Annotated in this window: 29 protein-coding genes and 2 tRNA genes; 13 read left to right on the top strand and 18 right to left on the bottom strand. The window is 66.3% G+C overall.

What is annotated here, in order from left to right; translation table 11 throughout:
* Window positions 1-38 precede the first annotated feature (38 nt).
* The 3 genes from bfr to C9412_RS18295 form a co-directional block, all read right to left on the bottom strand.
* A complete protein-coding gene (gene bfr / locus C9412_RS18305; protein ID WP_005414691.1) occupies window positions 39-509 on the bottom strand; it encodes a bacterioferritin in 471 nt (156 codons plus the stop codon).
* A 142-nt stretch (window positions 510-651) separates the two neighbouring features.
* Window positions 652-858, bottom strand: a complete 207-nt coding sequence (locus C9412_RS18300; RefSeq protein WP_107232914.1) for a bacterioferritin-associated ferredoxin — start codon at window positions 856-858, stop codon at window positions 652-654.
* 108 nt (window positions 859-966) lie between these two features.
* The gene (locus C9412_RS18295; RefSeq protein ID WP_107232913.1) at window positions 967-1587 is read right to left on the bottom strand and encodes an RNA pyrophosphohydrolase; all 621 of its coding nucleotides are present in this window, start codon (window positions 1585-1587) and stop codon (window positions 967-969) included.
* 120 nt (window positions 1588-1707) lie between these two features.
* On the opposite strand from C9412_RS18295, the gene C9412_RS18290 reads away from it, so the two are divergent.
* Window positions 1708-1784, top strand: a tRNA-Met gene (locus tag C9412_RS18290).
* Window positions 1785-1839: 55 nt separating this feature from the next.
* Window positions 1840-1914: transfer RNA gene (locus C9412_RS18285), tRNA-Gln, on the top strand.
* 321 nt (window positions 1915-2235) lie between these two features.
* On the opposite strand, the gene rpsI is transcribed toward C9412_RS18285, so the two are convergent.
* Window positions 2236-2628, bottom strand: a complete 393-nt coding sequence (gene rpsI, locus C9412_RS18280; protein WP_005411311.1) for a 30S ribosomal protein S9 — start codon at window positions 2626-2628, stop codon at window positions 2236-2238.
* 2 nt (window positions 2629-2630) lie between these two features.
* Window positions 2631-3059 (bottom strand): 50S ribosomal protein L13, encoded by a 429-nt coding sequence (gene rplM / locus C9412_RS18275; RefSeq protein WP_005414692.1) that lies wholly within the window; start codon window positions 3057-3059, stop codon window positions 2631-2633.
* Between the two features lie 198 nt (window positions 3060-3257).
* Here rplM and coq7 point away from each other — a divergent pair, with 198 nt between their 5' ends.
* The gene (gene coq7 / locus C9412_RS18270; RefSeq protein WP_107232912.1) at window positions 3258-3902 is read left to right on the top strand and encodes a 2-polyprenyl-3-methyl-6-methoxy-1,4-benzoquinone monooxygenase; all 645 of its coding nucleotides are present in this window, start codon (window positions 3258-3260) and stop codon (window positions 3900-3902) included.
* Window positions 3903-3986: 84 nt separating this feature from the next.
* On the opposite strand, the gene sugE is transcribed toward coq7, so the two are convergent.
* Both sugE and speD read right to left on the bottom strand, forming a co-directional pair.
* Window positions 3987-4307, bottom strand: a complete 321-nt coding sequence (gene sugE, locus C9412_RS18265; protein ID WP_057497538.1) for a quaternary ammonium compound efflux SMR transporter SugE — start codon at window positions 4305-4307, stop codon at window positions 3987-3989.
* A gap of 168 nt (window positions 4308-4475) precedes the next feature.
* The gene (gene speD / locus C9412_RS18260; RefSeq protein ID WP_005411315.1) at window positions 4476-5270 is read right to left on the bottom strand and encodes an adenosylmethionine decarboxylase; all 795 of its coding nucleotides are present in this window, start codon (window positions 5268-5270) and stop codon (window positions 4476-4478) included.
* A gap of 150 nt (window positions 5271-5420) precedes the next feature.
* Between speD and crp the strand changes: the two genes are divergently transcribed.
* Both crp and C9412_RS18250 read left to right on the top strand, forming a co-directional pair.
* A complete protein-coding gene (gene crp, locus C9412_RS18255; protein WP_010482649.1) occupies window positions 5421-6110 on the top strand; it encodes a cAMP-activated global transcriptional regulator CRP in 690 nt (229 codons plus the stop codon).
* Window positions 6111-6228: 118 nt separating this feature from the next.
* Window positions 6229-6990 (top strand): sulfite exporter TauE/SafE family protein, encoded by a 762-nt coding sequence (locus tag C9412_RS18250; RefSeq protein ID WP_107232911.1) that lies wholly within the window; start codon window positions 6229-6231, stop codon window positions 6988-6990.
* A gap of 119 nt (window positions 6991-7109) precedes the next feature.
* Here the strand turns inward: C9412_RS18250 and C9412_RS18245 are convergent, their stop codons facing one another.
* The 11 genes from C9412_RS18245 to C9412_RS18195 form a co-directional block, all read right to left on the bottom strand.
* Window positions 7110-7826: a haloacid dehalogenase-like hydrolase gene (locus C9412_RS18245; protein WP_107232910.1), complete on the bottom strand. Its 717-nt coding sequence runs from the start codon at window positions 7824-7826 to the stop codon at window positions 7110-7112.
* A complete protein-coding gene (trpC, locus tag C9412_RS18240) occupies window positions 7823-8617 on the bottom strand; it encodes an indole-3-glycerol phosphate synthase TrpC (RefSeq protein ID WP_049426871.1) in 795 nt (264 codons plus the stop codon). The genes C9412_RS18245 and trpC overlap by 4 nt, the downstream gene beginning before the upstream one ends.
* A 74-nt stretch (window positions 8618-8691) precedes the next feature.
* Window positions 8692-9723 (bottom strand): anthranilate phosphoribosyltransferase, encoded by a 1032-nt coding sequence (gene trpD / locus C9412_RS18235; RefSeq protein ID WP_049426869.1) that lies wholly within the window; start codon window positions 9721-9723, stop codon window positions 8692-8694.
* A gap of 16 nt (window positions 9724-9739) precedes the next feature.
* Window positions 9740-10327 (bottom strand): aminodeoxychorismate/anthranilate synthase component II, encoded by a 588-nt coding sequence (locus tag C9412_RS18230; protein WP_014648668.1) that lies wholly within the window; start codon window positions 10325-10327, stop codon window positions 9740-9742.
* Between the two features lie 2 nt (window positions 10328-10329).
* Entirely contained in the window at window positions 10330-11103 is a 774-nt protein-coding gene (locus C9412_RS18225) for an SIMPL domain-containing protein (protein ID WP_107232909.1), read from the bottom strand.
* A 67-nt stretch (window positions 11104-11170) separates the two neighbouring features.
* Window positions 11171-12646, bottom strand: coding sequence for an anthranilate synthase component I (gene trpE / locus C9412_RS18220; protein WP_107232908.1), 1476 nt, complete (start codon window positions 12644-12646; stop codon window positions 11171-11173).
* 399 nt (window positions 12647-13045) lie between these two features.
* A complete protein-coding gene (gene yegS / locus C9412_RS18215; protein ID WP_107232907.1) occupies window positions 13046-13996 on the bottom strand; it encodes a lipid kinase YegS in 951 nt (316 codons plus the stop codon).
* Window positions 13997-14071: 75 nt separating this feature from the next.
* Window positions 14072-14563, bottom strand: a complete 492-nt coding sequence (locus C9412_RS18210) for a hypothetical protein (RefSeq protein WP_107232906.1) — start codon at window positions 14561-14563, stop codon at window positions 14072-14074.
* A 244-nt stretch (window positions 14564-14807) separates the two neighbouring features.
* The gene (locus C9412_RS18205) at window positions 14808-15299 is read right to left on the bottom strand and encodes a GNAT family N-acetyltransferase (RefSeq protein ID WP_107232905.1); all 492 of its coding nucleotides are present in this window, start codon (window positions 15297-15299) and stop codon (window positions 14808-14810) included.
* Window positions 15300-15302: 3 nt separating this feature from the next.
* Complete coding sequence (gene rpe / locus C9412_RS18200; protein ID WP_107232904.1) at window positions 15303-15980, bottom strand: ribulose-phosphate 3-epimerase; 678 nt, start codon at window positions 15978-15980, stop codon at window positions 15303-15305.
* A 32-nt stretch (window positions 15981-16012) separates the two neighbouring features.
* A complete protein-coding gene (locus C9412_RS18195; RefSeq protein ID WP_107232903.1) occupies window positions 16013-16342 on the bottom strand; it encodes a DnaJ domain-containing protein in 330 nt (109 codons plus the stop codon).
* A 141-nt stretch (window positions 16343-16483) separates the two neighbouring features.
* On the opposite strand from C9412_RS18195, the gene C9412_RS18190 reads away from it, so the two are divergent.
* The 8 genes from C9412_RS18190 (at window position 16484) to C9412_RS18155 (ending at window position 24306) form a co-directional block, all read left to right on the top strand.
* Window positions 16484-17410, top strand: coding sequence for a phosphoribosylaminoimidazolesuccinocarboxamide synthase (locus C9412_RS18190; RefSeq protein ID WP_029379835.1), 927 nt, complete (start codon window positions 16484-16486; stop codon window positions 17408-17410).
* Window positions 17411-17554: 144 nt separating this feature from the next.
* The gene (locus tag C9412_RS18185) at window positions 17555-18040 is read left to right on the top strand and encodes an Mpo1-like protein (protein WP_005411329.1); all 486 of its coding nucleotides are present in this window, start codon (window positions 17555-17557) and stop codon (window positions 18038-18040) included.
* Between the two features lie 331 nt (window positions 18041-18371).
* Window positions 18372-21203 (top strand): monovalent cation/H+ antiporter subunit A, encoded by a 2832-nt coding sequence (locus tag C9412_RS18180; RefSeq protein ID WP_107232902.1) that lies wholly within the window; start codon window positions 18372-18374, stop codon window positions 21201-21203.
* Window positions 21203-21595: a Na+/H+ antiporter subunit C gene (locus tag C9412_RS18175; protein ID WP_107232901.1), complete on the top strand. Its 393-nt coding sequence runs from the start codon at window positions 21203-21205 to the stop codon at window positions 21593-21595. The genes C9412_RS18180 and C9412_RS18175 overlap by 1 nt, the downstream gene beginning before the upstream one ends.
* Window positions 21592-23127, top strand: a complete 1536-nt coding sequence (locus C9412_RS18170; RefSeq protein WP_107232900.1) for a monovalent cation/H+ antiporter subunit D — start codon at window positions 21592-21594, stop codon at window positions 23125-23127. Before C9412_RS18175 ends, C9412_RS18170 begins: the two co-directional genes overlap by 4 nt.
* Window positions 23124-23630, top strand: a complete 507-nt coding sequence (locus tag C9412_RS18165) for a Na+/H+ antiporter subunit E (protein ID WP_107232899.1) — start codon at window positions 23124-23126, stop codon at window positions 23628-23630. Before C9412_RS18170 ends, C9412_RS18165 begins: the two co-directional genes overlap by 4 nt.
* Window positions 23627-23911: a K+/H+ antiporter subunit F gene (locus C9412_RS18160; RefSeq protein WP_005411334.1), complete on the top strand. Its 285-nt coding sequence runs from the start codon at window positions 23627-23629 to the stop codon at window positions 23909-23911. The genes C9412_RS18165 and C9412_RS18160 overlap by 4 nt, the downstream gene beginning before the upstream one ends.
* Window positions 23908-24306, top strand: coding sequence for a Na+/H+ antiporter subunit G (locus C9412_RS18155; RefSeq protein WP_107232898.1), 399 nt, complete (start codon window positions 23908-23910; stop codon window positions 24304-24306). Before C9412_RS18160 ends, C9412_RS18155 begins: the two co-directional genes overlap by 4 nt.
* The last annotated feature ends 39 nt before the right edge of the window (window positions 24307-24345 follow it).

Raw genomic sequence — 24345 nt, 5'->3', positions numbered from 1 at the left:
GCCGTCGAGCAAGCTCGACGCTACGCCGCGGGGTGCAATCACTCTTCCAGCTTGCTCAGCAGGTACTTCGGCTCGCCGATGCGCTCGATCAGATCCAGCTGGGTTTCCAGCCAGTCGATGTGCTCCTCTTCCGAATCGAGGATCTTCACGAACAGCTGGCGGCTGACGTAGTCGCCCACCGAATCGGCGTACGCCACGGCCTCGCGCAGGGTGACCACACCGTCGCGTTCGAGCGACAGATCGCACTGCAGGATCTCGGTCGGGTTCTCGCCAATGCGCAGCTTGCCCAGCGCCTGGAAGTTCGGCAGACCTTCGAGGAACAGGATGCGGTCGGCGAGCATGTCGGCATGCTTCATCTCGTCGATCGATTCCTTGTACTCGTGCTCGGCCAGTTCCTTGATGCCCCAGTTCTTGAGCATCTTGGCGTGCAGGAAGTACTGGTTGATCGCGGTCAGCTCGTTGTAGAGGACCTTGTTGAGGAATTCGATGACCTTGGTGTCGCCCTTCATGGCGGTGCTCCTGCGCGCTGAAAACGCGGGCACTTTAACCCCTTGCGCGCAGGCGTGAAGGAACGCGAATCGTGCGCATTGGCCAGTGCGGCCAGCGGTGAACCAGATGTGGGCGTGGCGTGGGCGCCGCGCGAAGGGCGGATCAGGCCGCCTGCAGGCCCAGCACCGGCAACGGCAGGTCGTGGGTGTTCAACGCCTTGGCCAGCAGATCACCCGCCATGTCCAGGCAGGAACCGCAGGTCGCGCCGCAACCGGTACGCATGGTCAGCTCGCCCACCGAGGTGACGCCCTGTGAGGCGGCTTCACGGATCTGGTGGTCGGTGACTCCGTTGCAGATGCAGACGTACACAGGCAGGAACCGGGCTGACAGGCCAGAAGCGGCCTGTTGCCTATTCCAATGGAAACGAGAATGGTTGTCAATCAATGACATGAACCATTCTCGATACCGTTCAGCCGATCAGCTTGCCGGGCCGTCGCCCTGGGCCTTCTTGGGCCAGTAACCGCGGGTACGGGGGCGCTTGCGTGGGCGGTCGTGACCGGCGTTGTGCCCCGGCATCCAGGCCTCGGCAGCGCTCTTGGGCATGGCGGTGACCCCCTGACCTGCGATCCCGCGTGCCAGTGGCGCCAGATGTCGCAATGCGCGGGCATAGACGCCGCGCTTGAACATCACCACATGCTCCACCGGGTACCAGAAATCGACCCAGCGCCAGTGATCGAACTCGGGCGAGTCGGTATGGTCCAGCTTCACATGGGATTCGTCGCCGGTCAGCCGCAGCAGGAACCAGACCTGCTTCTGGCCGATGCAGACCTGCCGCTCGTTGCGGCGGATAGCCCGTGCCGGCAGCTTGTAGCGCAGCCAGCCGGGCGTTGCCCCGAGCACTTCCACATGCTCAGGCAGCAGGCCGGTCTCTTCCTGCAGTTCACGATACATGGCCTCGACAGGCGTCTCGTCGGTGTTCATGCCGCCCTGCGGGAACTGCCACCCGTCCCGGCGCACGCGTCGTGCCCAGAACACCTGGCCGTCCTGCCGCATCAGCACAATGCCGACGTTCGGTCGATAGCCGTCCGGATCGATCACGATGCGGACTCCTAAAAAATCTACTGTCCGGGACTATCCCATGCCCTCTGCCGGCCCACAAGCTCGGCACAAAGGTGTTGACATGCCCGTTACACATCCGCAGAATAGCGGGCTCACCAAGGCTATGTAGCTCAGCCGGTTAGAGCACAGCACTCATAATGCTGGGGTCGGTGGTTCGAGTCCACCCATAGCCACCACATTGAAAATGAAGTTGTTTTTCAATGTGAAAAGTGAGAAAATAGTTGCACGTTTTGCCCCGTCGCCAAGCGGTAAGGCACCTGACTCTGACTCAGGCATTCGGTGGTTCGAATCCATCCGGGGCAGCCAAATTAAACGCAAAAGGCCAGATCGAAAGATCTGGCCTTTTGCGTTTAATTTGGTCACGCATTCCACCTTATCCCCGCGCCTGTCGGCGCACCCCCTTGAACATCAAGGGGGCTCTCCTCCAGACAGAACTTCGGGGTCGGATCCTTTTCCGCAGGAAAGGCCCTGACCCCACCCTCCCAACACGCGGAACCACGGGTAGTGCCGGCCGCTGGCCGGCAACCAGGAAATCCACGACCCCAGAACGACAAAAGCCCGGCCGAAGCCGAGCTTTTGCGTTTCCAACCAGCGGGCTCCCGAGGGAGCCCAACCAGGCGCAATGGATCAGCGCTTGGAGAACTGGGTGGCGCGACGGGCCTTGTGCAGACCGACCTTCTTACGCTCGACTTCACGGGCGTCACGGGTCATGAAGCCAGCCTTGCGCAGCTCGGACTTCAGGGTTTCGTCGTACTCGACCAGTGCACGGGCGATGCCCAGACGGATCGCACCGGCCTGGCCGGTGGTGCCGCCGCCAGCGGCGGTGACCAGGATGTCGAAGCTTTCGGTGTTCTTGGTCAGCTCGAGCGGCTGGCGCACGATCATGCGCGCAGTCTCACGACCGAAGAACTCGTCCAGCGGACGGCCATTGACGGTGATGTTGCCCGAACCCTTGCGCAGGAACACGCGAGCGGTGGAGGACTTGCGGCGGCCAGTGCCGTAGTTTTGAGTGATAGCCATGATTAGATATCCAGAACCTGCGGCTGCTGTGCGGCGTGCGGATGCTCAGTGCCGGCGTAGACCTTGAGCTTGCGGTACATCTGGCGACCCAGCGGGCCCTTCGGCAGCATGCCCTTCACGGCGATCTCGATCACGCGCTCCGGGTGGCGCTCCAGCGCCTGGGCCAGGGACTCGGTCTTCAGGTTGCCGATGTAGCCGGTGAAACGGTGATACATCTTGTCCTGCAGCTTCTTGCCGGTGACGGCAATCTTTTCTGCATTGATGACGACCAGGTAGTCGCCGGTATCAACGTGCGGGGTGTAGACCGGCTTGTGCTTGCCGCGCAGACGGCGGGCCAGCTCGGTGGCGAGACGGCCCAGGGTCTTGCCCTCGGCGTCGACGAGGTACCAGTCGCGCTGGACGGTCTCGTTCTTGGCAGTGAAAGTGCTCATGAAGAACTCTAGGTTAGGTCGGGCTCATTGCGGCGAAAGGCTCGCCGGAACTCTGCCACGCGTTGTGAAAAGGTGAAGCGTAAGAGGCGGGATTGTACTCACCTTGGCCGGCGGGTGCAAGCGGCCTGCTACACCGGGTTGGCAGGGGCGCGGGGCCGGGCGAGAATCGAGGGGTCTTCCGCCCCACCGCGTACCGCCATGACCGTGCTCCGCCAGACCACCCCGCTGGACCACCTGCTGACCGAGGCGCAGCGCGCCCTGGACACGGTGTTCGGCAACCCACCGGCGGCTCGCCCCTACCCGGCGGCGGACACCGACGAGCCGGGCATGGACCGCGCCGAGCGCCGCCACGCCGCGGGCCTGATGCGGATCAACCACGTCGGCGAGGTCTGCGCGCAGGGCCTGTATTTCGGCCAAGCCGCCGTGGCGCGCGACCCAGCCACGCGTGAACACCTGCTGGAAGCGGCGCAGGAAGAGACCGACCACCTGGCCTGGTGCGCCACCCGGCTGGGCGAACTGGACAGCCGTCCCAGCCTGTTCAACCCGCTGTGGTATGCCGGCAGCTACACCATCGGCACCCTGGCCGGGTTGCGCGGCGACGGCTGGAACCTGGGCTTCGTGGTCGAAACCGAACGCCAGGTGGAGGCCCACCTGGACGAGCACCTGGTCGACCTGCCGGCCGGCGACCTGCGCAGCCGCGCGGTCATCGCCGTGATGAAGGAGGACGAGGCCCGCCACGCGGATCATGCCGAGCAGGCCGGCGCACGCCGCCTGCCGTTCCCGATTCCGGGCGCGATGGCGCTGGCCTCCAAGGTGATGAAGACCATCGCCTACCGCATTTGAAGGGTCGCCCGCACCAACGGTGCGGGCCTACCAGGAGGTGCGCGGGGTCCGACGGTGGGGCCCGACCGTCGGTCGGGCCATCAATCAGTTCGGCGAGACCAGCTTCAGGCCGATCACACCGGCCACGATCAGGCCCACGCAGGCCAAACGGGCCGGCGATGCGCTGTCGTTGAACAGGTAGATGCCCAGCACGGCCACGCCCAGGGCGCCGATACCGGTCCAGATCGCATAGGCCGTACCGACCGGGATGCTCTTCATCGCCTGGCTCATCAGGTACAGGCTGATCAGTGCGGACACCACCGTGGCAACGGTGGGCAGGGGCTTGCTGAAGCCTTCGGAGTACTTCATTCCAAGCGCGAAACCGATCTCGAACAGACCGGCCAGCAACAGGTAGATCCAGGGCATGGGTGGGGGCTCCTTACCTTTTTTGACAAAAACGAAACGGCCCGGTGCTTTCACACCGGGCCGTGGGTCGGTACATCACCGTGGAACTATACCGCTTGCGCAACACAGGTTCCACGGGGCGGGTCGTCCCGCCTGGGTGGCGATGCCTGCGGGCATCGCGCATGGGGCTTACTCGGACAGGTTGCGGCCGTGGAACAGCTCTTCGATCTCGCGCTTGAGCAGTGCTTCGATCTTCATGCGTTCCTTGAACGACAGGTTCTTGGCCTTTTCCTCGAACAGGTACTGGTCCAGATCGAAGTCCTTCAGGTGCATCTTCGTGTGGAAGATGTTTTCCTGGTAGACGTTGACGTCGAACATCTCGTAACGCGACTTGATGTTCTTGGCCAGGAAGTTCTGGATCGAGTTGATCTTGTGGTCGATGAAGTGCTTCTTGCCCTTCACATCGCGGGTGAAGCCACGGACGCGGTAGTCCATGATCACGATGTCCGACTCAAGGCTCTCGATCAGGTAGTTAAGGGCCTTCAGCGGCGAAATGACGCCACAGGTGGCCACGTCGATGTCCGCGCGGAACGTCGCGATACCTTCCTGCGGATGGGTTTCCGGGTAGGTATGGACGGTGATGTGGCTCTTGTCCATGTGCGCGACCACGGCGTCGGAGATCAGCTCCTTGCCGGCCAGCTTCTTGTCGATCACCGGTTCTTCGGAGATCAGGATGGTCACCGAGGCACCCTGCGGGTCGTAGTCCTGGCGGGCCACGTTCAGGATGTTGGCGCCGATGATCTCGGCGACATCGGTCAAGATTTGAGTCAGCCTGTCGGCGTTGTACTCTTCATCGATGTATTCAATGTAACGCTGACGCTCCTCTTCGGTGCGCGCGTAACACACGTCATAGATGTTGAAGCTCAGCGCCTTGGTGAGGTTGTTGAAACCCTGCAGCCTCAGGCGAGGCAACGGCTTGACCACGGCGGTCGATTCCTGTGTAAGAAGGGGAAAGGGTGAATTATGGGGCAAACTGCCCCCGGGGGGAACGTGAAGACGCAAGAGTTCTGGCACACTGTTTGCCCTTAACAATTGCGCTGGTTAAGCTCCGCTATCGACCCCGTGAATCCGTTCATGCGCAGAGGGAGCGCCCCTATCGTGTCAACCGTGCGCCTAGCTAGCAGTCCACTGGCCCTGGATATCGCCACCATCGATCGTTTCCTGGCGCACAGCCACCGGCGGCGATATCCCACCCGTACCGACGTCTTCCGACCCGGTGACCCGGCGGGAACCCTGTATTACGTCATCAGCGGCTCGGTTTCGATCATGGCCGAGGAAGATGACGATCGCGAGCTGGTGCTGGGCTACTTCGGTGCCGGCGAGTTCGTCGGTGAAATGGGCCTGTTCGTCGAATCGGACCGCCGCGAGGTGATCCTGCGGACCCGTACCGCCTGCGAGCTGGCCGAAATCAGCTACGAACGCCTGCATCAGCTGTTCCTCGGCCCGCTGTCGGCCGATGCCCCGCGCCTGCTGTACGCGCTGGGCCAGCAGATCTCCAAGCGCCTGCTCGACACCAGCCGCAAGGCCAGCCGCCTGGCATTCCTGGACGTTACCGACCGGATTGTGCGCACTCTGCACGACCTGGCCCAGGAACCGGAGGCGATGAGCCATCCGCAGGGCAGCCAGCTGCGCGTTTCGCGCCAGGAGCTTGCGCGCCTGGTCGGCTGCTCGCGCGAAATGGCCGGCCGCGTGCTGAAGAAGCTGCAGACCGATGGCCTGCTGCATGCCCGTGGCAAGACCGTGGTGCTGTACGGCACCCGCTGATTGCCGGGGGCAGTCCTGTAGAGCCGAGCCCACGCTCGGCTGCTGTACGCCAACGGCAGCCGAGCATGGGCTCGGCTCTACACAGCCTCTGCGCGGCGTGCTGGGCTAGGCTCGGTGCATGGAACTGAGCAGCGAATTCTGGTGGTTCATCCTCATCGGCCTCGGCGCACAGCTGGTCGACGGCGCACTGGGCATGGCCTTCGGCCTGGTGTCCTCCTCGGTGATGCTGAGCATGGGGCTGCCGCCTGCGCAGGTCAGTGCCAGCATCCACACCGCTGAGGTGTTCACCACGGGCGCTTCCGGCGTGTCGCACCTGGCCGCCGGCAATGTCGACAAACGCCTGTTCTTGCGTCTGGCCCTGCCCGGTGCGGTCGGTGGCGCCCTGGGCGCCTACGTGCTCACCCAGATCCCCGGCGACATCATCCGGCCGCTGATCTACCTCTACCTGCTGGTGCTGGCCATCATCATCCTGGCGCGCGCCGCGGGCCGCTGGATGCCACAGGGGGAGATCCGCCGGGTGCCGGTGCTGGGCTTCTTCGCCGGCCTGCTGGACGCCAGCGGCGGCGGCGGCTGGGGTCCGGTGGCGACCTCCACCCTGCTCGCCCGTGGCGGCCAGGCACGCACCACCATCGGCACGGTCAATGCCGCAGAGTTCATCGTCACCCTGACCATCTCGGCCACCTTCCTGCTTTCGATGGGCGTGCAGCACCTGCAGATCGTCGCCGGGCTGTTGATCGGCGGCATGATGGCCGCGCCGGTGGCGGCGATCCTGGTCAAGCGGGTGAAGGAGCGCTGGGTGCTGGTCGCGGTGGGCGTGCTGGTGCTGGGCATCAGCCTGTTCCAGATCGGCCACGCACTGACCGGATACCTGGCGCGGTGAGCGTTTGCCGGCCAGCGGCCGGCACTACCGGGATGGAGAAGGGGGTAGTGCCGGCCGCTGGCCGGCAGATCCGTCATCGTGCGATGGGGTCAGAGCCCCTTCGGGGGTCCGCCCCCGGATCAGGCCTTGTCGCCGCCGCGCTCGATGCAGCCCCAGTTGAGGATGCGGGTGCCGGCCGGCAACACGCTGCGGAAGAAATCCACCTTGGAGCGCTTCGGGTTCACCACCACCGGCGCCTTGGCCGCCAGCAGCAGCGGCAGGTCGGCGGTGCTGTCCGAGTACGCGATATCGATATCGCCGTAGCCGCGCTCGCGCAGCATGCGCATCTTTTCTTCGTTGTGGCAGTGGCGGGTCGGGCCGACGCCGCCCAGTCGCGGGCCGACCTCGGTGCCGATCACCGGCACGTCCTGATGGGCGACGAACGCCAGGATTGCCCGCGCCAGCTCCGGCGGCGCACCGGTGGCCACCACCACCCGGTCGCCCTTGGCGCGGTGCGCGGCGAACACCTCCAGCGCCTGCGGCAGCAGCTTGGCGCGCATCTGCGCCTCGTTGCGCAGCACATAGGCGTCGATCACGCGGTTGAAATCACGCGCGCGATGCAGGCCGAAACTGCCGATCCACACGTAGACCGAAATGCCGGCACGGCGCGTGGGCAGCATCGCCACCATCGGCCCGGCAATCGGCGTGACCAGCAGCGCGGCCAGCATGCGCAACGGGTTGCGCTTGATCAGCGAGGCGAACAGGTGCGTGCCCGAATCGCCATCGTAGAGGGTGTGGTCGAAGTCGAAGACCACCAGCGGCGCATCCCCGCGCGGCGTTGGATAGTGCGTTGTCATGCCGCGAAGAATAGCTGACGCAGGCCCTCGCCCGGCTCTTCCACGCGCATGAAGGCCTCGCCGACCAGGAACGCGTGGATGCCGGCGTCACGCATCAGCGCCACGTCCTGCGGGCCGAGGATGCCGCTCTCGGTGACCAGCAGGCGATCACGCGGCACCGCCTTCTGCATGTCCAGGGTGGTCTGCAGCGACACCTCGAAGGTGCGCAGGTTGCGGTTGTTGATGCCGATCATCGGCGCCGGCACCTGCAACGCGCGTTCCAGCTCGTCGATGTCATGCACTTCCACCAGCACGTCCATGCCCAGCGACAGCGCCAGTTCGGACAGGGTGGCCAACTGGGTGTCGTCCAGCGCGGCGACGATCAGCAGGATGCAGTCGGCGCCGAGCACGCGCGCTTCGTACACCTGGTAGGCGTCGATCACGAAGTCCTTGCGCAGCACCGGCAGCGTGCAGGCCTCGCGGGCCTGCTGCAGGTAGGCGTCGGCGCCCTGGAAGAAATCGACGTCGGTCAGCACCGACAGGCAGCTGGCACCGCCGAATTCGTAGCTGACGGCAATGTCGGCCGGGCGGAAATCCGGGCGGATCACGCCCTTGGACGGGCTGGCCTTCTTCACCTCGGCGATCACCGCCGGGTCGCCGTTGGCCACCGCCGCCTGCAGCGCGCGCACGAAGCCACGGACCGGCGGGGCGCTGGCCAGGGCGGCCTGCAGCTCCTCGAGCGGGCGCTGGGCGCGGCGCTGGGCTACTTCTTCGGCCTTGCGGGCCAGGATCGTCTGCAGGATGTCGCTCATCGTCGTCGCTTCGGTACTGGGGCGGTGAGGACGGCCATTATCGGCCATCGGGTGGGTCAGGCTGAACCGCGCGCTCAGGCAACCAGCGCGCGGGTGGTGTCAACGTACTGCTGCAGGCGCTGGCGGGCGCTGCCGTTGGCAATGGCGGCACGGGCGCGGGCCAGGCCGTCGCCGATGTCGCTGGCCACACCGGCCACGTACAGCGCCGCGCCCGCGTTGAGGGCAACGATATCCAGCGCCGGGCCGGGTTCGTTGTCCAGCACCGCGCGCAGCAGGGCAATGGACTGCTCCGGGCCATCCACGCGCAGGTTGCGGCTGGCCGACATGGCAATGCCGAAGTCTTCCGGATGGATCTCGTACTCGCGCACCTTGCCGTCGCGCAGCTCGCCCACCAGGGTGCCGGCGCCCAGCGAGATCTCGTCCATGTTGTCGCGGCCCCAGACCACCATGGCGCGCTCGGTGCCCAGTTCGCGCAGCACGCGCGCCTGGATGCCGACCAGATCGGGATGGAACACGCCCATCAGCACCGCCGGCGCGCTGGCCGGGTTGGTCAACGGGCCGAGGATGTTGAAGATGGTGCGCACACCCATCTCGCGGCGGACCGGGGCCACCACCTTCATCGACGGGTGATGGATCGGCGCGAACATGAAGCCGATGCCGGTCCGGTCGATGGCCTGCGCCACCTGCTCCGGCTGCAGCTCGATCACCGCGCCCAGCGCTTCGAGCGCATCGGCGCTGCCGGACTTGGACGACACGCTGCGGTTGCCGTGCTTGGCCACGCGCGCGCCGGCGGCGGCGGCCACGAACATCGCGCAGGTGGATATGTTGAAGGTGTGCGAGCCATCGCCACCGGTACCGACGATATCAACCAGGTTCGTGGTGTCGGCCACCGGCACTGGCCGGGCGAATTCACGCATCACGGTGGCCGCCGCGGCGATTTCGTCCACGGTCTCCTTCTTCACGCGCAGGCCGGTGAGGATCGCCGCAGTCATCATCGGCGAGACATCGCCGCGCATGATCTGGCGCATCAGGTCGACCATTTCGTCGAAGAAGATTTCGCGGTGCTCGATGGTGCGGTGCAGGGCTTCCTGGGGGGAGAAGCTCATGGGAATGCTCCTTGGATCAGGCCGCCGGGCGCTGCAGGAAATTGCGCAGCAGGGCGTGGCCGTGTTCGGTGAGGATGGATTCGGGATGGAACTGCACGCCTTCCACCGGGAACTGGCGGTGGCGCAGGCCCATGATCTCTTCGATCGAGCCGTCGTCGTTCTCGGTCCAGGCGGTCACTTCCAGGCAGTCCGGCAGACTGTTCTTGTCCACCACCAGCGAGTGATAGCGGGTGGCCTGGTAGCGGTCCGGCAGGCCGGCGAACACGCCCTTGCCTTCATGGCGGATCGGCGAGGTCTTGCCGTGCATGATGTTGCCGGCACGGATCACCGTGCCGCCGTAGACCTGGCCGATGCCCTGGTGGCCCAGGCACACGCCGAGGATCGGCGTGGTCGGGCCCAGCCGCTGGATCAGTTCCAGCGACACGCCCGCTTCGTTGGGCGTGCACGGGCCGGGCGAAATGACAATGCGCTCGGGCTTCTGCGCGGCGATCTCGTCCACGCTCATCGCATCGTTGCGCACCACCTTCACTTCGGCGCCCAGCGTCTGCAGGTACTGCACGAGGTTGTAGGTGAAGCTGTCGTAGTTGTCGATCATCCACAACATGGTCAGGTTCCGTCGCTTATCAGGAAAATGGCGTATACGTTTTCGGTGTAGGTGATGGGGCCGGCTTCAATGGACTCCGGTGCACCAGGCGCCGGTGCCGGTACTTGGCTGCCGGTCACCGAGACCCTGTCCAGATACTCACCCTCCTCGCCCAGCTGCGGCCATTGTCCGGCCTGGATGCCGTAGGCGAAGTCCGGCGCCACATCGGAGATGCTGTACAGGCCACGCACTCTTGTTCCATAGGCCTTGGCCAGCCCCTGCGCGGATTCGCGGGTCTTGGCCGCTGCCTCGCCCTTGAGTTCGCGCCGCAGTGCCACCTCACCCGAGTAGGTCGGGGCCACACTGCTGACCTGCACGTGCTCGTTGGCCTTCAACGCGCCCAGCACGTCCTGCATTGCCTTCACGCTGGCGAAGCTGGCACGCAGCTGGCGCGACACGCGGGTGCCGACGAAGACCTGCCGGTTCTGCTCATAGCGCGTGGCCGGGCCGATCCGCAGGTTGTCCGCACGCACACTGCCCTCCACTGCCTTGTTCTGCTTGAACAGCGCCAGTGCGCGGGCAACGTTGTCCTGCACGCGGCGCCGCGCCGCATCGGCGTCCATGTCGGTCTCTTCGATGTTCAACTGCAGGCCGAACCGGTCCGGCATCACCTCGCGGCGCGCCTCACCCTTCACCAGCAGGTGCGGCTGCGAGGGAATGGTATTGGCCTGCGCCCACGCAGACGGGGCCATCGTGGCCAGCAGTGACGACCACAGCAATGCGCTCAGCAGCTTCATGCGGTACTCCTTGTCTTGAGTGGGAACAGCGGAAGGTGCCGCGGCGCAGGCCACGGCACAGGGGAACTCACAGGCCCTTGGCGGCCTGGGCGACGGCGCGGAACAGCGCGCGGCCCTTGTTCATCGTCTCGTCCCATTCCTTGTCCGGGTCCGAGTCGTAGACGATGCCGGCGCCGGCCTGCACGTACAGGCGGCCATCCTTGATCACCGCGGTGCGGATCGCGATCGCGGTATCGGCATCGCCATGCCAGCCGATGTAGCCGATGCTGCCGGCGTAGACATTGCGCTTGATCGGTTCCAGCTCGCGGATCACTTCCAGCGCGCGGATCTTCGGCGCTCCACTGACGGTGCCGGCCGGGAAGGTGGCGCGCAGCACGTCGGCATAGCTCAGGCCCGGCTGCAGCTGCCCGGTCACTTCGCTGACGATGTGCATGACGTGGCTGTAGCGCTCGATCACGAACTGCTCGCCCACTTCCACGGTGCCGGCCTTGGAGACACGACCGGCATCGTTGCGGCCGAGGTCGATCAGCATCAGGTGCTCGGCGCGCTCCTTCGGATCGGCCAGCAGTTCGGCTTCCAGCGCCAGGTCCTGTTCGACGGTGGCACCGCGCGGGCGGGTGCCGGCGATCGGACGCACGGTGACTTCGCCATCCTGCAAACGCACCAGGATTTCCGGAGACGAACCGACCACCTGCAGGTCGCCCACATCCAGGAAATACATGTACGGCGACGGATTCAGCGCGCGCAGCGCGCGGTACACATCCACCGGGCGCGCCTTGAACGGCACGCTCAGGCGCTGGCTCAGCACCACCTGGAAGATGTCACCGGCGCGGATGTACTCCTTGCTGCGCTGGACCGCATCGACGAAGCCTTCGCGGGTGAAACCGGAAACAAAATCGGATTCGTCCAGCACATCGCTGTTCAGCGGCGCGGGATAGCCCGCACCCGGTGCGCGCAGCTTGGCGGTCAGTGCATCCAGGCGCGCCTGCGCCTGCGCGAACGCGCCGTCGAGCCGCGGGTCGGCATGCACGATCAGGTACAGCCGGCCCTTCAGGTTGTCGAACACTGCCAGTTCGTTGGAATCCAGCAGCAGGATGTCCGGCGTGCCCAGCTCATCACGGCCGGCCGGCGGGGCCAGGCGCGGTTCGATGTAGCCAATGCACTCGAAGCCGAACCAGCCGACCAGACCACCGGTGAAGCCCGGCAGGCCGTCCAGCTTAGGCACCGAGTGGGCGCTGCGCAGCGCCTCGACCTCGGCGAAGGGGTCGGCCACCTCGCGGGTATCCACCACCTGGCCATCCTCGCGCACGGTCAGGGTGTGGCCGTGGAAGGCGTACACGCGGCGTGCCGGCAGGCCGATGATCGAGTAACGACCAAAGCGCTCGCCGCCTTCGACGGATTCAAACAGGTAGGTATTGGGGCCGTCGGCGAGCTTCAGATAGACCGAAAGCGGCGTGTCCAGGTCGGACAGCACTTCGCGGACAACGGGGATATGGGTGTGGCCTTCAGCGGCCTGCTGCTGAAACTGAGCGTGCGAGTTCAAGACGACTTTCCTTCCGGGACACAGCGTTATGGGGGCGGACGACGGCAACGGGCCACCATCGCCACCAACGGCGTGCGGAAGAAAGGGTATGCGGGGTCGTCAGGCTGGACACCCGTTGACTGTAACGCAGGTTCGGCGGCAGGGAAACCCTGCGAAACTGAACCACCGCAAGCGCGGTGCCGGTTGCAGGGATCGGGGTGGAGACCGGTGCCGGTGGCAATGACCGGGGCAAAGACCGGTGCGACGACCGGTGTGGCGATGACCGGGGCAACGACCGGTGGCAATGACCGGGGCGGAGGCCGGTAGAGTCGACTGTTAGTCGACTGCTCTTCCATCGGTGGCGGAAATGCCCGCGCTACGCGAGTTAGTCGACTAACAGTCGACTCTACCCAGTCGACTCTACCCAGCCGACGCTACCCCTGCCCCGGACAGCAGCGCGCAGTCGGCCGGCAGGTGCATGCGCACCCGGCCCGGCACACAGTCGATGCGGAAGCGACGGGCCTGCACTGGCTCACCGTCCAGGTTCAAGGTCAGCGCCTGCGTGGCCTCGATCTGCACCCACGGCAACTGCGCGCGCGTTGCCACGCGCTCCAGCGCGGCTTCTTTGCCACCGGTCAGCATCTGGCCGATCGTGGCAGCCACCTCGCCTTCCAGTTCGGGCACCACGGTCACGTCCAGCAGGCCATCATCGATCAGTGCCTGCGGGCACAGCTGCTGGCCGCCACCGGCCTGGCGGCCGTTGCCGATGCCCAGGGCGATGAAACCGCCTTCCCATTCGAAATCCGGGCCGGTCAGGCGCGCGGTGATCGGCTCGATGCGGCCCAGCTTGGCGATGCCGGTGATGACGTAGGCCAACCCACCCAGCATTTTCTTCAGGCCCGCATCGGTTTCCACCGTCACCTGGGTGCCGAAGCCACCGCTGGCCAGGTTGGCGCACCACCAGGTCCGCCCGTCGGCGTCCACGCGCAGCAGGTCCACAGCGCGCGCGGGGGTCTGCCCGATCAATGCAAAGGCCTGCTGGGGTTCGGTGGGAATGCCGGCGGACGTGGCGAAATCATTGGCCGTGCCCATCGGCACCAGCGCCAGCGAGGGCAGCGCCTCGGCTGGTTCATCGCGATGGGCCAGGGTTTCGGCCACGGCGCTGAGCGTGCCATCGCCGCCGGCGGCCACGATCACGTCCACGCCATGGTCGATGGCTTCGGCCACGTAACGCTCGGCGTCGCCCTCCTCCCAGGTCACCCGCACTTCCAGCTGTACGCCCTGCTGCCGCCAATGGCCGACGGCACTGCGCAGGTCGTCATCGCCTGCGGATTTGCCGTTGAGGATCATGCGCCAGCGCGGGGTGGTCATGCAGTGCTTCCGGGAGGGGGGACGCCCAAGGCTAGCAGCGCCCGATGTCGGGTCCGGTGAAGCCGGTGAAGCCGTTCAGCCGAGCGGGATGACCGCGACCCTCAAGGGCCGCTCCTCGGTGTACATCGGGCCGTCTGCGTTGGCACCGGCTGCGTCGATGCCATCGTGGTCTTCAAGACACAGGTATCGAGGGTTGTTCCAATCGTCGACCACGATGGCCTGCACAATGCTGCGGACATCCGTCGTTGCCACATGGTGGCAGCCGAATGGCAGATGCCCGTGCTGGGAAGACACCAGGCTGAGGCGCAGCTGGCGCACCATGGCGTCGTGCCAGCAGTAGAACGTCATGGCGTGGCCTGCGACCTGCGCGGCGCGGTACGCGGCAACCCGGTGAACGAAGGCTACGACTGGTGCAACGTCCAGAAAGGTGTCTGGCGGTGGGGAGAACGCGCAGAGATTCCCTCGTGCCTCCGCAGTGATGCAGCCAGGGTCGATGACCAGTGCATCTTCTGCCGCAAACTGAAACCAGGATTCAAGCAGCGCAACAACATCCGCATCATTTTCCATCGCTCCATTCTAGTGCCCGTGCACGGCTCGCCGCAGGGGCATTGGCGACACCCTGTCATCAGGCTGTCACCGATGAGCCGGAGAATGGAAGGCCATAGCAGGGATGATGGATGGAGGCAGGATCAGCCTCCCACGCATGCAGCGAAGCCGCGCCGGGGATTGGCGCGGCTTTTTTTTGGGGTGCACAAGCAGTGCGAACCAAGGTTCGCACCCACCGGGTTGCGGTTCGCACCCACCACAAACATCAACCGTTGGCGAAATCGTGCAGGGCCTGGCCCTGCAGCCGGTAGACGGTCCACTCGTCCTGCGGCCTGGCGCCGGCGGCGGTGTAGAACTCGATGGCCGGGGTGTTCCAGTCCAGCACCGACCATTCGAAACGGCCGCAGCCTTCGGCCACGGCCTGGCGCGCGATGTACTTCAGCAGCGCCTTGCCGGCACCGCCGCCGCGCTTTTCCGGGCTGATGTACAGGTCTTCCAGGTAGATGCCCTTGCGGCCCAGCCAGGTGGAATAGTTGTAGAAGTACACCGCGTAGCCGATGGCTTCGCCGTCGGCTTCGCAGATCAGCGCGCGGGCACTGGCATCGGCGCCGAACAGGCTCTCGGCAATGCCGATTTCATCGGTCTGCACCGCGTGTTCGGCCTTCTCGTAGATGGCCAGTTCGCGGATGAAGCGCAGGATCAGGCCGGCATCGGCCACGGTGGCCGCGCGGATGTTCAACACGGCCGCCGTGCCCATGGCTCAGCCCCGCGCCGCAGAGACATTCGCGCGCATCTGCGCGATCACGTCCTGGTAGCTGGTCTTGGCGTTGAAGATGGCCGAACCGGCAACGAAGGTGTCCGCACCGGCGGCGGCGATCGCACCGATATTGTCGGCCTTCACGCCACCGTCGATCTCCAGGCGGATGTCCTTGCCGCTGGCATCGATCTTCTGGCGCACCACGCGCAGCTTGTCCAGCGCAGACGGAATGAACGCCTGGCCACCGAAACCCGGGTTGACCGACATCAGCAGCACCAGGTCCAGGTCGTCCAGCACCCAGTCCAGGATGTCCACCGGGGTGGCCGGATTCAGCACGATGCCCGGCTTGCAGCCCAGCGAGCGGATCAGCTGGATGGTGCGGTGCACGTGGCGGCTCGCTTCCGGGTGGAAGCTGATGTAGGTGGCACCGGCTTCGGCGAAATCGGGAATGATGCGGTCCACCGGCTCGACCATCAGGTGCACGTCGATCGGCGCGGTCACGCCGTGCTTGCGCAGGGCCTGGCAGACCATCGGGCCGATGGTCAGGTTCGGCACGTAGTGGTTGTCCATCACATCGAAATGGACCCAGTCCGCACCGGCGGCCAGGACGTTGTCCACTTCCTCGCCCAGGCGGGCGAAATCGGCGGACAGGATGGACGGGGCGATGAGGCAGTTGGACATGGCCGGGGCCTTGGGCACGAGGGGAAAGGGGTTCAGCGCTTGCGCAGGGTCTTGATGCGGTCGTAGGCAGCGTTGATGCGCCGCGACTTCTGTTCGGCCTGCTGCTGCAGCTCGGGGGCGGCGCCGCCAAGCTTGTCGGGGTGGTACTGGGAAATCAGCTTGCGGTAGGCGCGCTCGATCTCGGCGTCGGTGGCCTCGGAGGTCAGCCCCAGCTCCCGGTACGGGTTTTCCTTGTTCAGGCGGAACCAGTCGCTGTCGAAGGCGTGGCCCAGCAGCAGGCCCACCACCGCCCCGAACAGCGGATTGGGCCGGAACAGCAGGGCCCCGGCGATGAATCCGAGCAGTTTTCCGTACCAGCGCATGGCGTTCCGGGGGTGACCGACGAAATGGACCATCATTTTACGTCACAGCGGGCCCGGACCGCTTTACACTAGGCCGCCCGCTGGTCAGCGGGCCCGCCGGGTCCGTTGGGCAGCCGTATCGACAAAGCCCCAGGAGTGCCCGTGCCGACCACGCTGTTGCAATCCGATCTCCCCGGCCTGCCCTTGCGCCATCGCGGCAAGGTGCGTGATGTGTTCGATATCCCGCGCGAGCGGCTGCCGGCAGGGACCCCGCCGGGCGACTACCTGCTGATGGTGGCCACCGATCGCCTGTCGGCGTTCGACGTGGTGCTGCCCGACCCGATTCCGGGCAAGGGCGAGATGCTCTGCCAGGTGTCCAATTTCTGGTTCGCCAAGACCGCGCACCTGATGCCCAACCACCTGACCGGCATCGATGTGGCCAGCGTGCTGCCCGAGGGCGTGGACCCGGCCCTGTATGCCAAGCGCGCGGTGGTGACCCGCAAGCTGAAGCCGGTGCCGGTGGAAGCGATCGCCCGCGGCTACCTGATCGGCAGCGGCTGGAAGGACTACCAGCGCACCGGCAAGGTGAGCGGCATCGACCTGCCCGACGGCCTGCGCCAGGCCGAGCAGCTGCCCGAGCCGATCTTCACCCCCTCGACCAAGGCCGCCGTGGGCGACCACGACGAGAACATCGATTTCGATGCGATGGTCAAGCAGGTGGGTGCGGACCTGGCCGAGCGCGTGCGCGACGCCACCCTGCGCATCTACAAGTTCGCCGCCGATTACGCCCGCGAACGCGGCATCATCCTGGCCGATACCAAGTTCGAGTTCGGTACCGATGCCGATGGCCGTCTGTACATCATGGACGAGATGCTGACCCCGGATTCTTCGCGTTACTGGCCGGCGGACGAGTACGAAGTGGGCACCAGCCCGCCGAGCTACGACAAGCAGTTCGTGCGCGATTACCTGGAGACGCTGGACTGGGGCAAGACCGCCCCGGGCCCGACCATTCCGGCCGAGATCATCGAGCGCACCCGCGCCAAGTACGCCGAGGCGCTGCAGCGCCTGGCTGGCATCAGCGTCGATTGATGCCCCTGCGCCCCCGGCCGGAAAGGCCGGGGGGCGTTTCGGAGGGGTAGTGCCGGCCGCTGGCCGGCAACCGCGCGAACTCGGCTATGCTCTGGATTGCCGGCCAGCGGCCGGCACTACCGTTGTTCGAGGAAGCGACGCAGCATGCAGACATCCACCGAGCTTGCGCGGCCGATCGACCGCTATTTCGCCAGCTACTCCGATGACCACCGCAATGTGATCAACCAGCGCATCCACGTGGTGGCGGTGCCGGCCATCCTGTGGTCGGTGGTGGCCCTGCTGTGGTGCCTGCCGCCGCTGATCACCTGGTTCCAGTACGGCATCTGGTCGGCGTTCGCGATGTTCAGCGCCTGGTGCTTCTACAACAAGCTGTCGCGCCCGCTGGGCATCGGCATGCTCATCCAGTTCTTCGTGTTCGGTTGCCTGTGCCGCCTGCTGGAGGCCGAGATCGGCCTGCACAACCTGTTCTGGCTGGCGGTGGGCGTGTTCGTGGTGGCCTGGATCGCGCAGTTCATCGGCCACAAGTTCGAAGGCCGCAAGCCCAGCTTCCTGACCGACCTGACCTACCTGCTGATCGGCCCGGCCTGGGTGATGGCCAAGTTCTACCGCAAGCTCGACTGGCGCTACTGACCTGCCCGCCAGGCGGCAGCCGTTCTTTCCTGAACGGGCAGATTCCGTCACCCTCACTCCACGGCAGGCCTGCCAGCCTGCGCCGGTGACCCGCTCCCCACTTCCCGCCCGTCGACGGCAGCCCCTGTGCGACAGGGCCTGCGGTCTCCCTGCGTGGGCGTAGGGTGATCCCCGAGGGCAGCCAGCGAGGTACCGCAGGAACGTGATGTTGCGCTGCAGAAAAAATGAATCAGCGGACGTTACATGCAATTGATCGCTGTTCGATGGGTTTCGGCGACATTTCGCAGCCTGTTATCCTCCCTGACCTGCTCGTGAATCATGGATTCCCTGCATGCTCCCCAGCCTGCCCCTGCTGCTGGCCCTGCCGTTCCTGATGGCAGCGGCTGTTGCGGCCTTCCCCCGTAGTTCGCGCTCGACTGCTGCCTGGCTGGCGGCGCTGGCGCCGTTGGGCGGGTTGGCCATCCTCGGCTGGCTCACGCCGTCGGTACTCGATGGCCAGGTGGTGCGCACCCTGGTGCCGTGGCTGCCGCAGATCGGCCTGGACTTCAGCCTGCGCCTGGACGGGCTGGCCTGGATGTTTGCCGGGCTGGTACTGGGCATCGGCGCGCTGGTGGTGCTGTATGCGCGCTACTACCTGAGCCAGCAGGACAACGCGCACCGCTTCTACTGCTACCTGCTGCTGTTCATGGGCGCCATGCTGGGCATGGTGATCTCCGGCAACCTGCTGTTGCTGATGATCTTCTGGGAAATGACCAGCATCAGCTCGTTCCTGCTGATCGGCTTCTGGTCGCACCGCCAGGATGCCCGCGAGGGCGCGCGCATGGCGCTGGTGATCACCGGCGGCGGCGGCCTGGCCCTGCTCGGTGGCGTGTTGCTGATCGGCCGCATCGTCGGCAGTTTCGACCTGGATGTGGTGCTGGCCGCCGGCGAGCAGATCCGCGCCAGCGCACTGTACCCCTACGCGCTGTTCCTGGTGCTGGCCGGCATCTTCACCAAGAGCGCGCAGTTCCCGTTCCACTTCTGGCTGCCGCACGCGATGGCCGCGCCCACCCCGGTCTCGGCCTACCTGCACTCGGCCACCATGGTGAAGGCCGGCGTGTTCCTGCTGGCGCGGCTGCACCCGGCGCTGGCCGGCAGCGACCTGTTCTTCTACACGGTCAGCGGCATCGGCGCGCTGACCCTGCTGATCGGTGCCTGGAACGCGATCTTCCAGCACGACCTGAAGGGCCTGTTGGCCTATTCGACGATCTCGCACCTGGGCCTGATCACCCTGCTGTTCGGCCTGTCCACGCCGATGGCGGTGGTGGCCGGCGTGTTCCACATCCTCAACCACGCCACCTTCAAGGCCTCGCTGTTCATGGCCGCCGGCATCATCGACCACGAGACCGGCACCCGTGACATGCGCAAGCTGGGCGGGCTGCGCAGGCTGATGCCGTTCACCAGTGCGCTGGCGATCATCGCCTCGCTGGCGATGGCCGGCATCCCGCTGCTCAACGGCTTCCTGTCCAAGGAAATGCTGTTCGCCGAGGCACTGACCGCCGGTGGTGGCCCGGGCGCGATGCGCACGGCGGTATCGATCGCCGCGCTGCTGGCCGGCGTGTTCGGCGTGGCCTACAGCCTGCGCTTCGTGCACGACACCTTCTTCGGCCCCGGCCCGCATGATCTGGACCGCGTGCCGCACGAGCCGCCGCGCTGGATGAAGGTGCCGGTGGAACTGCTGGTGGTGATCTGCATCGCGGTGGGCGTGGCACCGGCACTGACCGTGGCGCCGGTGCTGCATGCGGCCGCGGGATCGATCCTCGGCAATGCCATGCCCGAATACAGCCTGGCGGTCTGGCACGGCTTCAACCTGCCGCTGGCAATGAGCGTGGTCGGCGTGGTCGGCGGCGTGGCGCTGTACTTCGGCCTGCGCAAGCTGATCAACCTGCACGGCGTGGAAACCCGCACCACCGGCCGCAACGTGTTCCATGCACAGCTGGATGCGATTTCGGCGCTGGCCATGCGCCTGACCAACGGCATCGCCAACGGCAGCCTGCAGCGCATGCTGCTGGGCCTGGTGCTGGTGGCCATCACCGTGGCCGCCGCGCCGTTCGTGGCCAACCCGGCCTCGCCGAACTGGACCGCGCCGCAGCCGATGCCGCTGCTGGGCTGGGCATTGTGGCTGGTGATGATGGCCTGCGCCGTGGCCACCCTGCGCGTCTACAAGCAGCGCCTGCTGGCGGTGCTGCTGGTCGGCGGCGTCGGCCTGATGGTGGCGCTGACCTTCGTGTTCCTGTCCGCGCCCGACCTGGCCCTGACCCAGCTGCTGGTGGAGATGGTGACCCTGGTGCTGATGCTGCTGGGCATGAACTACCTGCCCGCGCAGTCCGGCCCGGAGCGGCCGCGCTGGCGCAAGCGCCGCGACGCGGTGATCGCGATCATCGCCGGCGCCGGCCTGGGCGCGCTGGCCTACACCGCGATGACCCTGCCGCCGAACACCATGGCCGGTGAGCTGCTGGCCCGTGCCCTGCCCGAAGCGTATGGGCAGAACGTGGTCAACGTGATCCTGGTCGACTTCCGCGGCTTCGATACCTTCGGCGAGATCACCGTGTTCGGCATCGCCGCGCTGGTGGTGCACGCGCTGCTGCGGCGCACGCGGATGGCACCGGAGCAGATCATGCCCGGCCCGCCGATCAAGCTGCCGGTGCCGGCCGACCTGGCGCAGATCATGTTCCCGCTGACCCTGACCGTGTCGATCTTCCTGTTCCTGCGCGGCCACAACGCACCGGGCGGCGGCTTCATCGCCGGCCTGGTGCTGGCGGTGCCGCTGCTGATCCAGTACGTGATCCAGGGCACCGCGTCGGTCGAATCGCGCTTCGGCTTCGACTACATCCGCTGCATCGGCATGGGCCTGCTGATCGCCCTGCTCAGTGGCAGCGCGTCGATGCTGTTCGGCGTGCCGTTCCTGACCAGCGGCCACCTCGACCTGCACCTGCCGCTGATCGGCGAGGTGCCGCTGGCCAGCGCGATTGGATTTGACATCGGCGTCTACCTGGTGGTGTTCGGCGGCGCGATGCTGATGCTGTCGATGATGGGCACGATCAAGCCCTCGCGTACCCGCACCGCCCGCAAGGGCGAGATCGACCTGCAACGCCGTTCGGCCCGCACCGGGGAGATGCACTGATGGAACTGGCCCTGGCTACCGCGATCGGTGTGCTGACCGCGATCGGCATCTATCTGCTGCTGCGTGCGCGAAGCTTCGATGTGATCCTCGGCATGACCTTCCTGTCCTACGCCACCAACCTGCTGATCTTCGCCGGTGGCCGCGTGGTGCTGGGCAAGGCGCCGGTGCTTCAGGACGGCGTGGACAGCCACCTGGGCAACTACACCGACCCGCTGCCGCAGGCGCTGGTGCTGACCGCGATCGTGATCGCCTTCGCGATGACGGCGGTGAGCATCGTGCTGGCCATGCGCAGCCGCAGCGACAACCACAGCGACCACGTGGACGCCCACGAGCCTGACGACGACCTGCAGGATGAGAGCGCACCACCGCGCCAGGGCGAGGACCGCGCATGAACCATCTGGTGATCCTGCCGATCCTGATTCCCCTGCTCGGCGCTGCACTGTCGCTGTTTGTCGAGCACCGCCGCTACGGCCCGAAGGTGCAGCGCGCGGTGGCCTGGACCTCGCTGTCGGCGCTGGCCCTGGCCGTGGCCCTGCTGTTCGCCAGCACGGCCAGCGGCGAGATCAACGTCTACCTGCTCGGCGACTGGCCCTCACGGCTGGGCATCGCGCTGGTGGCCGACCGCCTGTCGGCGTGGATGCTGCTGACCACGCTGCTGCTGGCCATTCCGTGCCTGCTGCACGCCTGCTCGGGCTGGGACCGGCGCGCACCGCACTTCCATGCGCTGTTCCAGTTCCAGCTGGTCGGCCTCAATGGCGCGTTCCTCACCGGCGACATCTTCAACCTGTTCGTGTTCTTCGAGGTGATGCTGATCGCCTCCTACGGCCTGCTGCTCAGCGGCGGCCGCGGCCTGCGCATGCGCATCGGCCTGCACTACGTGGTGTTCAACGTCACCGCCTCGACCCTGTTCCTGATCGCGCTGGGCCTGCTGTACGCCTCGCTGGGTTCGTTGAACATGGCCGAGCTGTCGCAGCGCATCGCGCAGGTACCGCCGGCACAGCTGACCCTGGTCAAGGCCACCATGGGCCTGTTGCTGCTGGTGTTCTGCGCCAAGGCCGCGCTGATGCCGTTGTACCTGTGGCTGCCGGAAGCCTATTCGCGTGCGCCGGCGGCGGTGGCCGCACTGTTCGCGATCATGACCAAGGTCGGCCTGTATTCGGTGCTGCGCATCCAGATGCTGTGGTTTGGCGACGACGCCGGGGCGATGGCCGGCTACGGCCGCGACTGGCTGCTGTGGGCCGGCGTGGCCACGCTGGTGCTCGGCGGTCTGGGGGCGCTGGCCGCGACCCGCCTGCGCGTGCTGATCTCGTACCTGGTGATCGTCTCGGCGGCCACCCTGTTCATCGCCTTCTCGGTGGGGACACCGCAGGTCCTCTCGGCCGGCCTGTACTACCTGCCGCACAGCAGCTTCGTTGCCGCTGCGCTGTTCCTCATCGCAGACCTGATCCGTCGCCGCCGTGGCGGTGCCAGCGACCGCAAGGAAGTGGTCGCGCCGATGCCGGGCAAGGAAACGCCAGCGGTGCTGTTCCTGATCGCGGCGGTGTCGGTGGCCGGCCTGCCGCCACTGTCCGGTTTCCTGGCCAAGGCCGCGCTGCTGGCCGGCATGCCGGCGCAGTACACCGGCCCGGTCTGGACCGCCGTGCTGGTCAGCAGCCTGCTGGTGATCATGGGCCTGACCCGCGGTGGCATCCGCCTGTTCTGGCGCGTGCCGCCGGTGGAGGCCGATGCCCCGAAACCGCGCAAGGCGCGTCTGCGCCGGGTCGAGCTGTACGCCGCGTGCCTGTTGCTGGCCTACGGCATCGGCATGACCCTGGCCGCAGCACCGCTGATGCGCTACACCGACGCCACCGCCGCCCAGCTGCTGCAGCCCAGCGAGTATGTGCAGCAGCTGCGTGCGACCACGCCGGAGATCCGCCAGCCATGACCGCCCAGCGTTCCCTGTTCCGCCGCCTGATTCCCTCGCCGATGCTCAGCATCATGGTGGTGGCGTTCTGGCTGCTGATGTCCGACAGCTTTACCCTCGGCCAGATCGTGCTGGGGCTGGTGCTGGGCGTGGTGGTGCCGCTGTTCGCCGCGCGCCTGGACCGCGAGTTCGCCCGCATCGGTACGTTGCGGCCGCTGCCCAAGCTGCTGTGCGTGACCCTGTGGGACATCCTGATGTCCAACATCCGCGTGGCCATCCAGGTGCTCGGCCCGGAGAAGAACATCCATCCGGGCTTCATCTGGCTGCCGCTGGACATCGCCAACATCCACGGCATCGCCGCGCTGACCAGCATGATCACCCTCACCCCGGGCACGGTCTCGGCCGCGCTCAGCGACGACCGCCGATTCCTGCTGGTGCACGTGCTGCACCTGGAGGACCCGCAGGACCTGATCGATACGATCAAGCGCCGTTACGAGGCGCCGTTGATGGAGATCTTCCCATGACCGGTTTTGAAGTCATCCAGACCACCCTGGTGGTATGCATGCACGTGGTCGGCCTGGCCATGCTGCTGGCCACCTGGCGCCTGCTGCGCGGGCCGACCGTGCCCGACCGCATCCTCGCGCTGGACACCCTGTCGGTCACCGCGATCGCCGAACTGATGTTGTTCGGCATGTACCTCAACTCGCCGATCTACTTCGAGGCCGCGCTGATCATCGCCATGCTCGGCTTTGGCAGCACCGTGGTGCTGAGCAAGTTCGTGCTGCGCCGGGACATCGTCGAATGATCACCGCGATCCAGATCGGCCTGTCGATCCTGCTGCTGTTCGGCAGCTTCTTCATCCTGGTCGGCGCATTGGGCCTGGTGAAGCTGTCCACCTTCTTCAAGCGGCTGCACGCCCCGACCAAGGCCAGCACGCTGGGCGTGGGCTGCGTGCTGGTGTGTTCGGTGTGCTACCACATCTTCCTGGGCCAGGACCCGCAACCGCGCGAGCTGCTGATCACCGTGTTCCTGTTCATCACCGCACCGATCAGCGCGCACATGATGGCCAAGGCCGCGCTGTCGCTGCTGATGGAGACGCGCCCCAGCCTGCCCGGCAACGAACCGGTCGCCGAAGAGCAGCTGCCGCCGCCGGAACCGGCGCGGGAAGAGGAAGGTTCGCAGGGCCGGGAAATCCGGTAGCGGCCGACCTTGGTCGGCGCATTGTTTCCATGAGTGCCA

This window comes from Stenotrophomonas sp. Nf1, from assembly GCF_003028475.1.
Taxonomy (GTDB): Bacteria; Pseudomonadota; Gammaproteobacteria; order Xanthomonadales; family Xanthomonadaceae; genus Stenotrophomonas.
The sequence above is the reverse complement of the archived record's forward strand: the minus strand, read 5'-3'. Positions and strand labels throughout refer to the sequence as shown.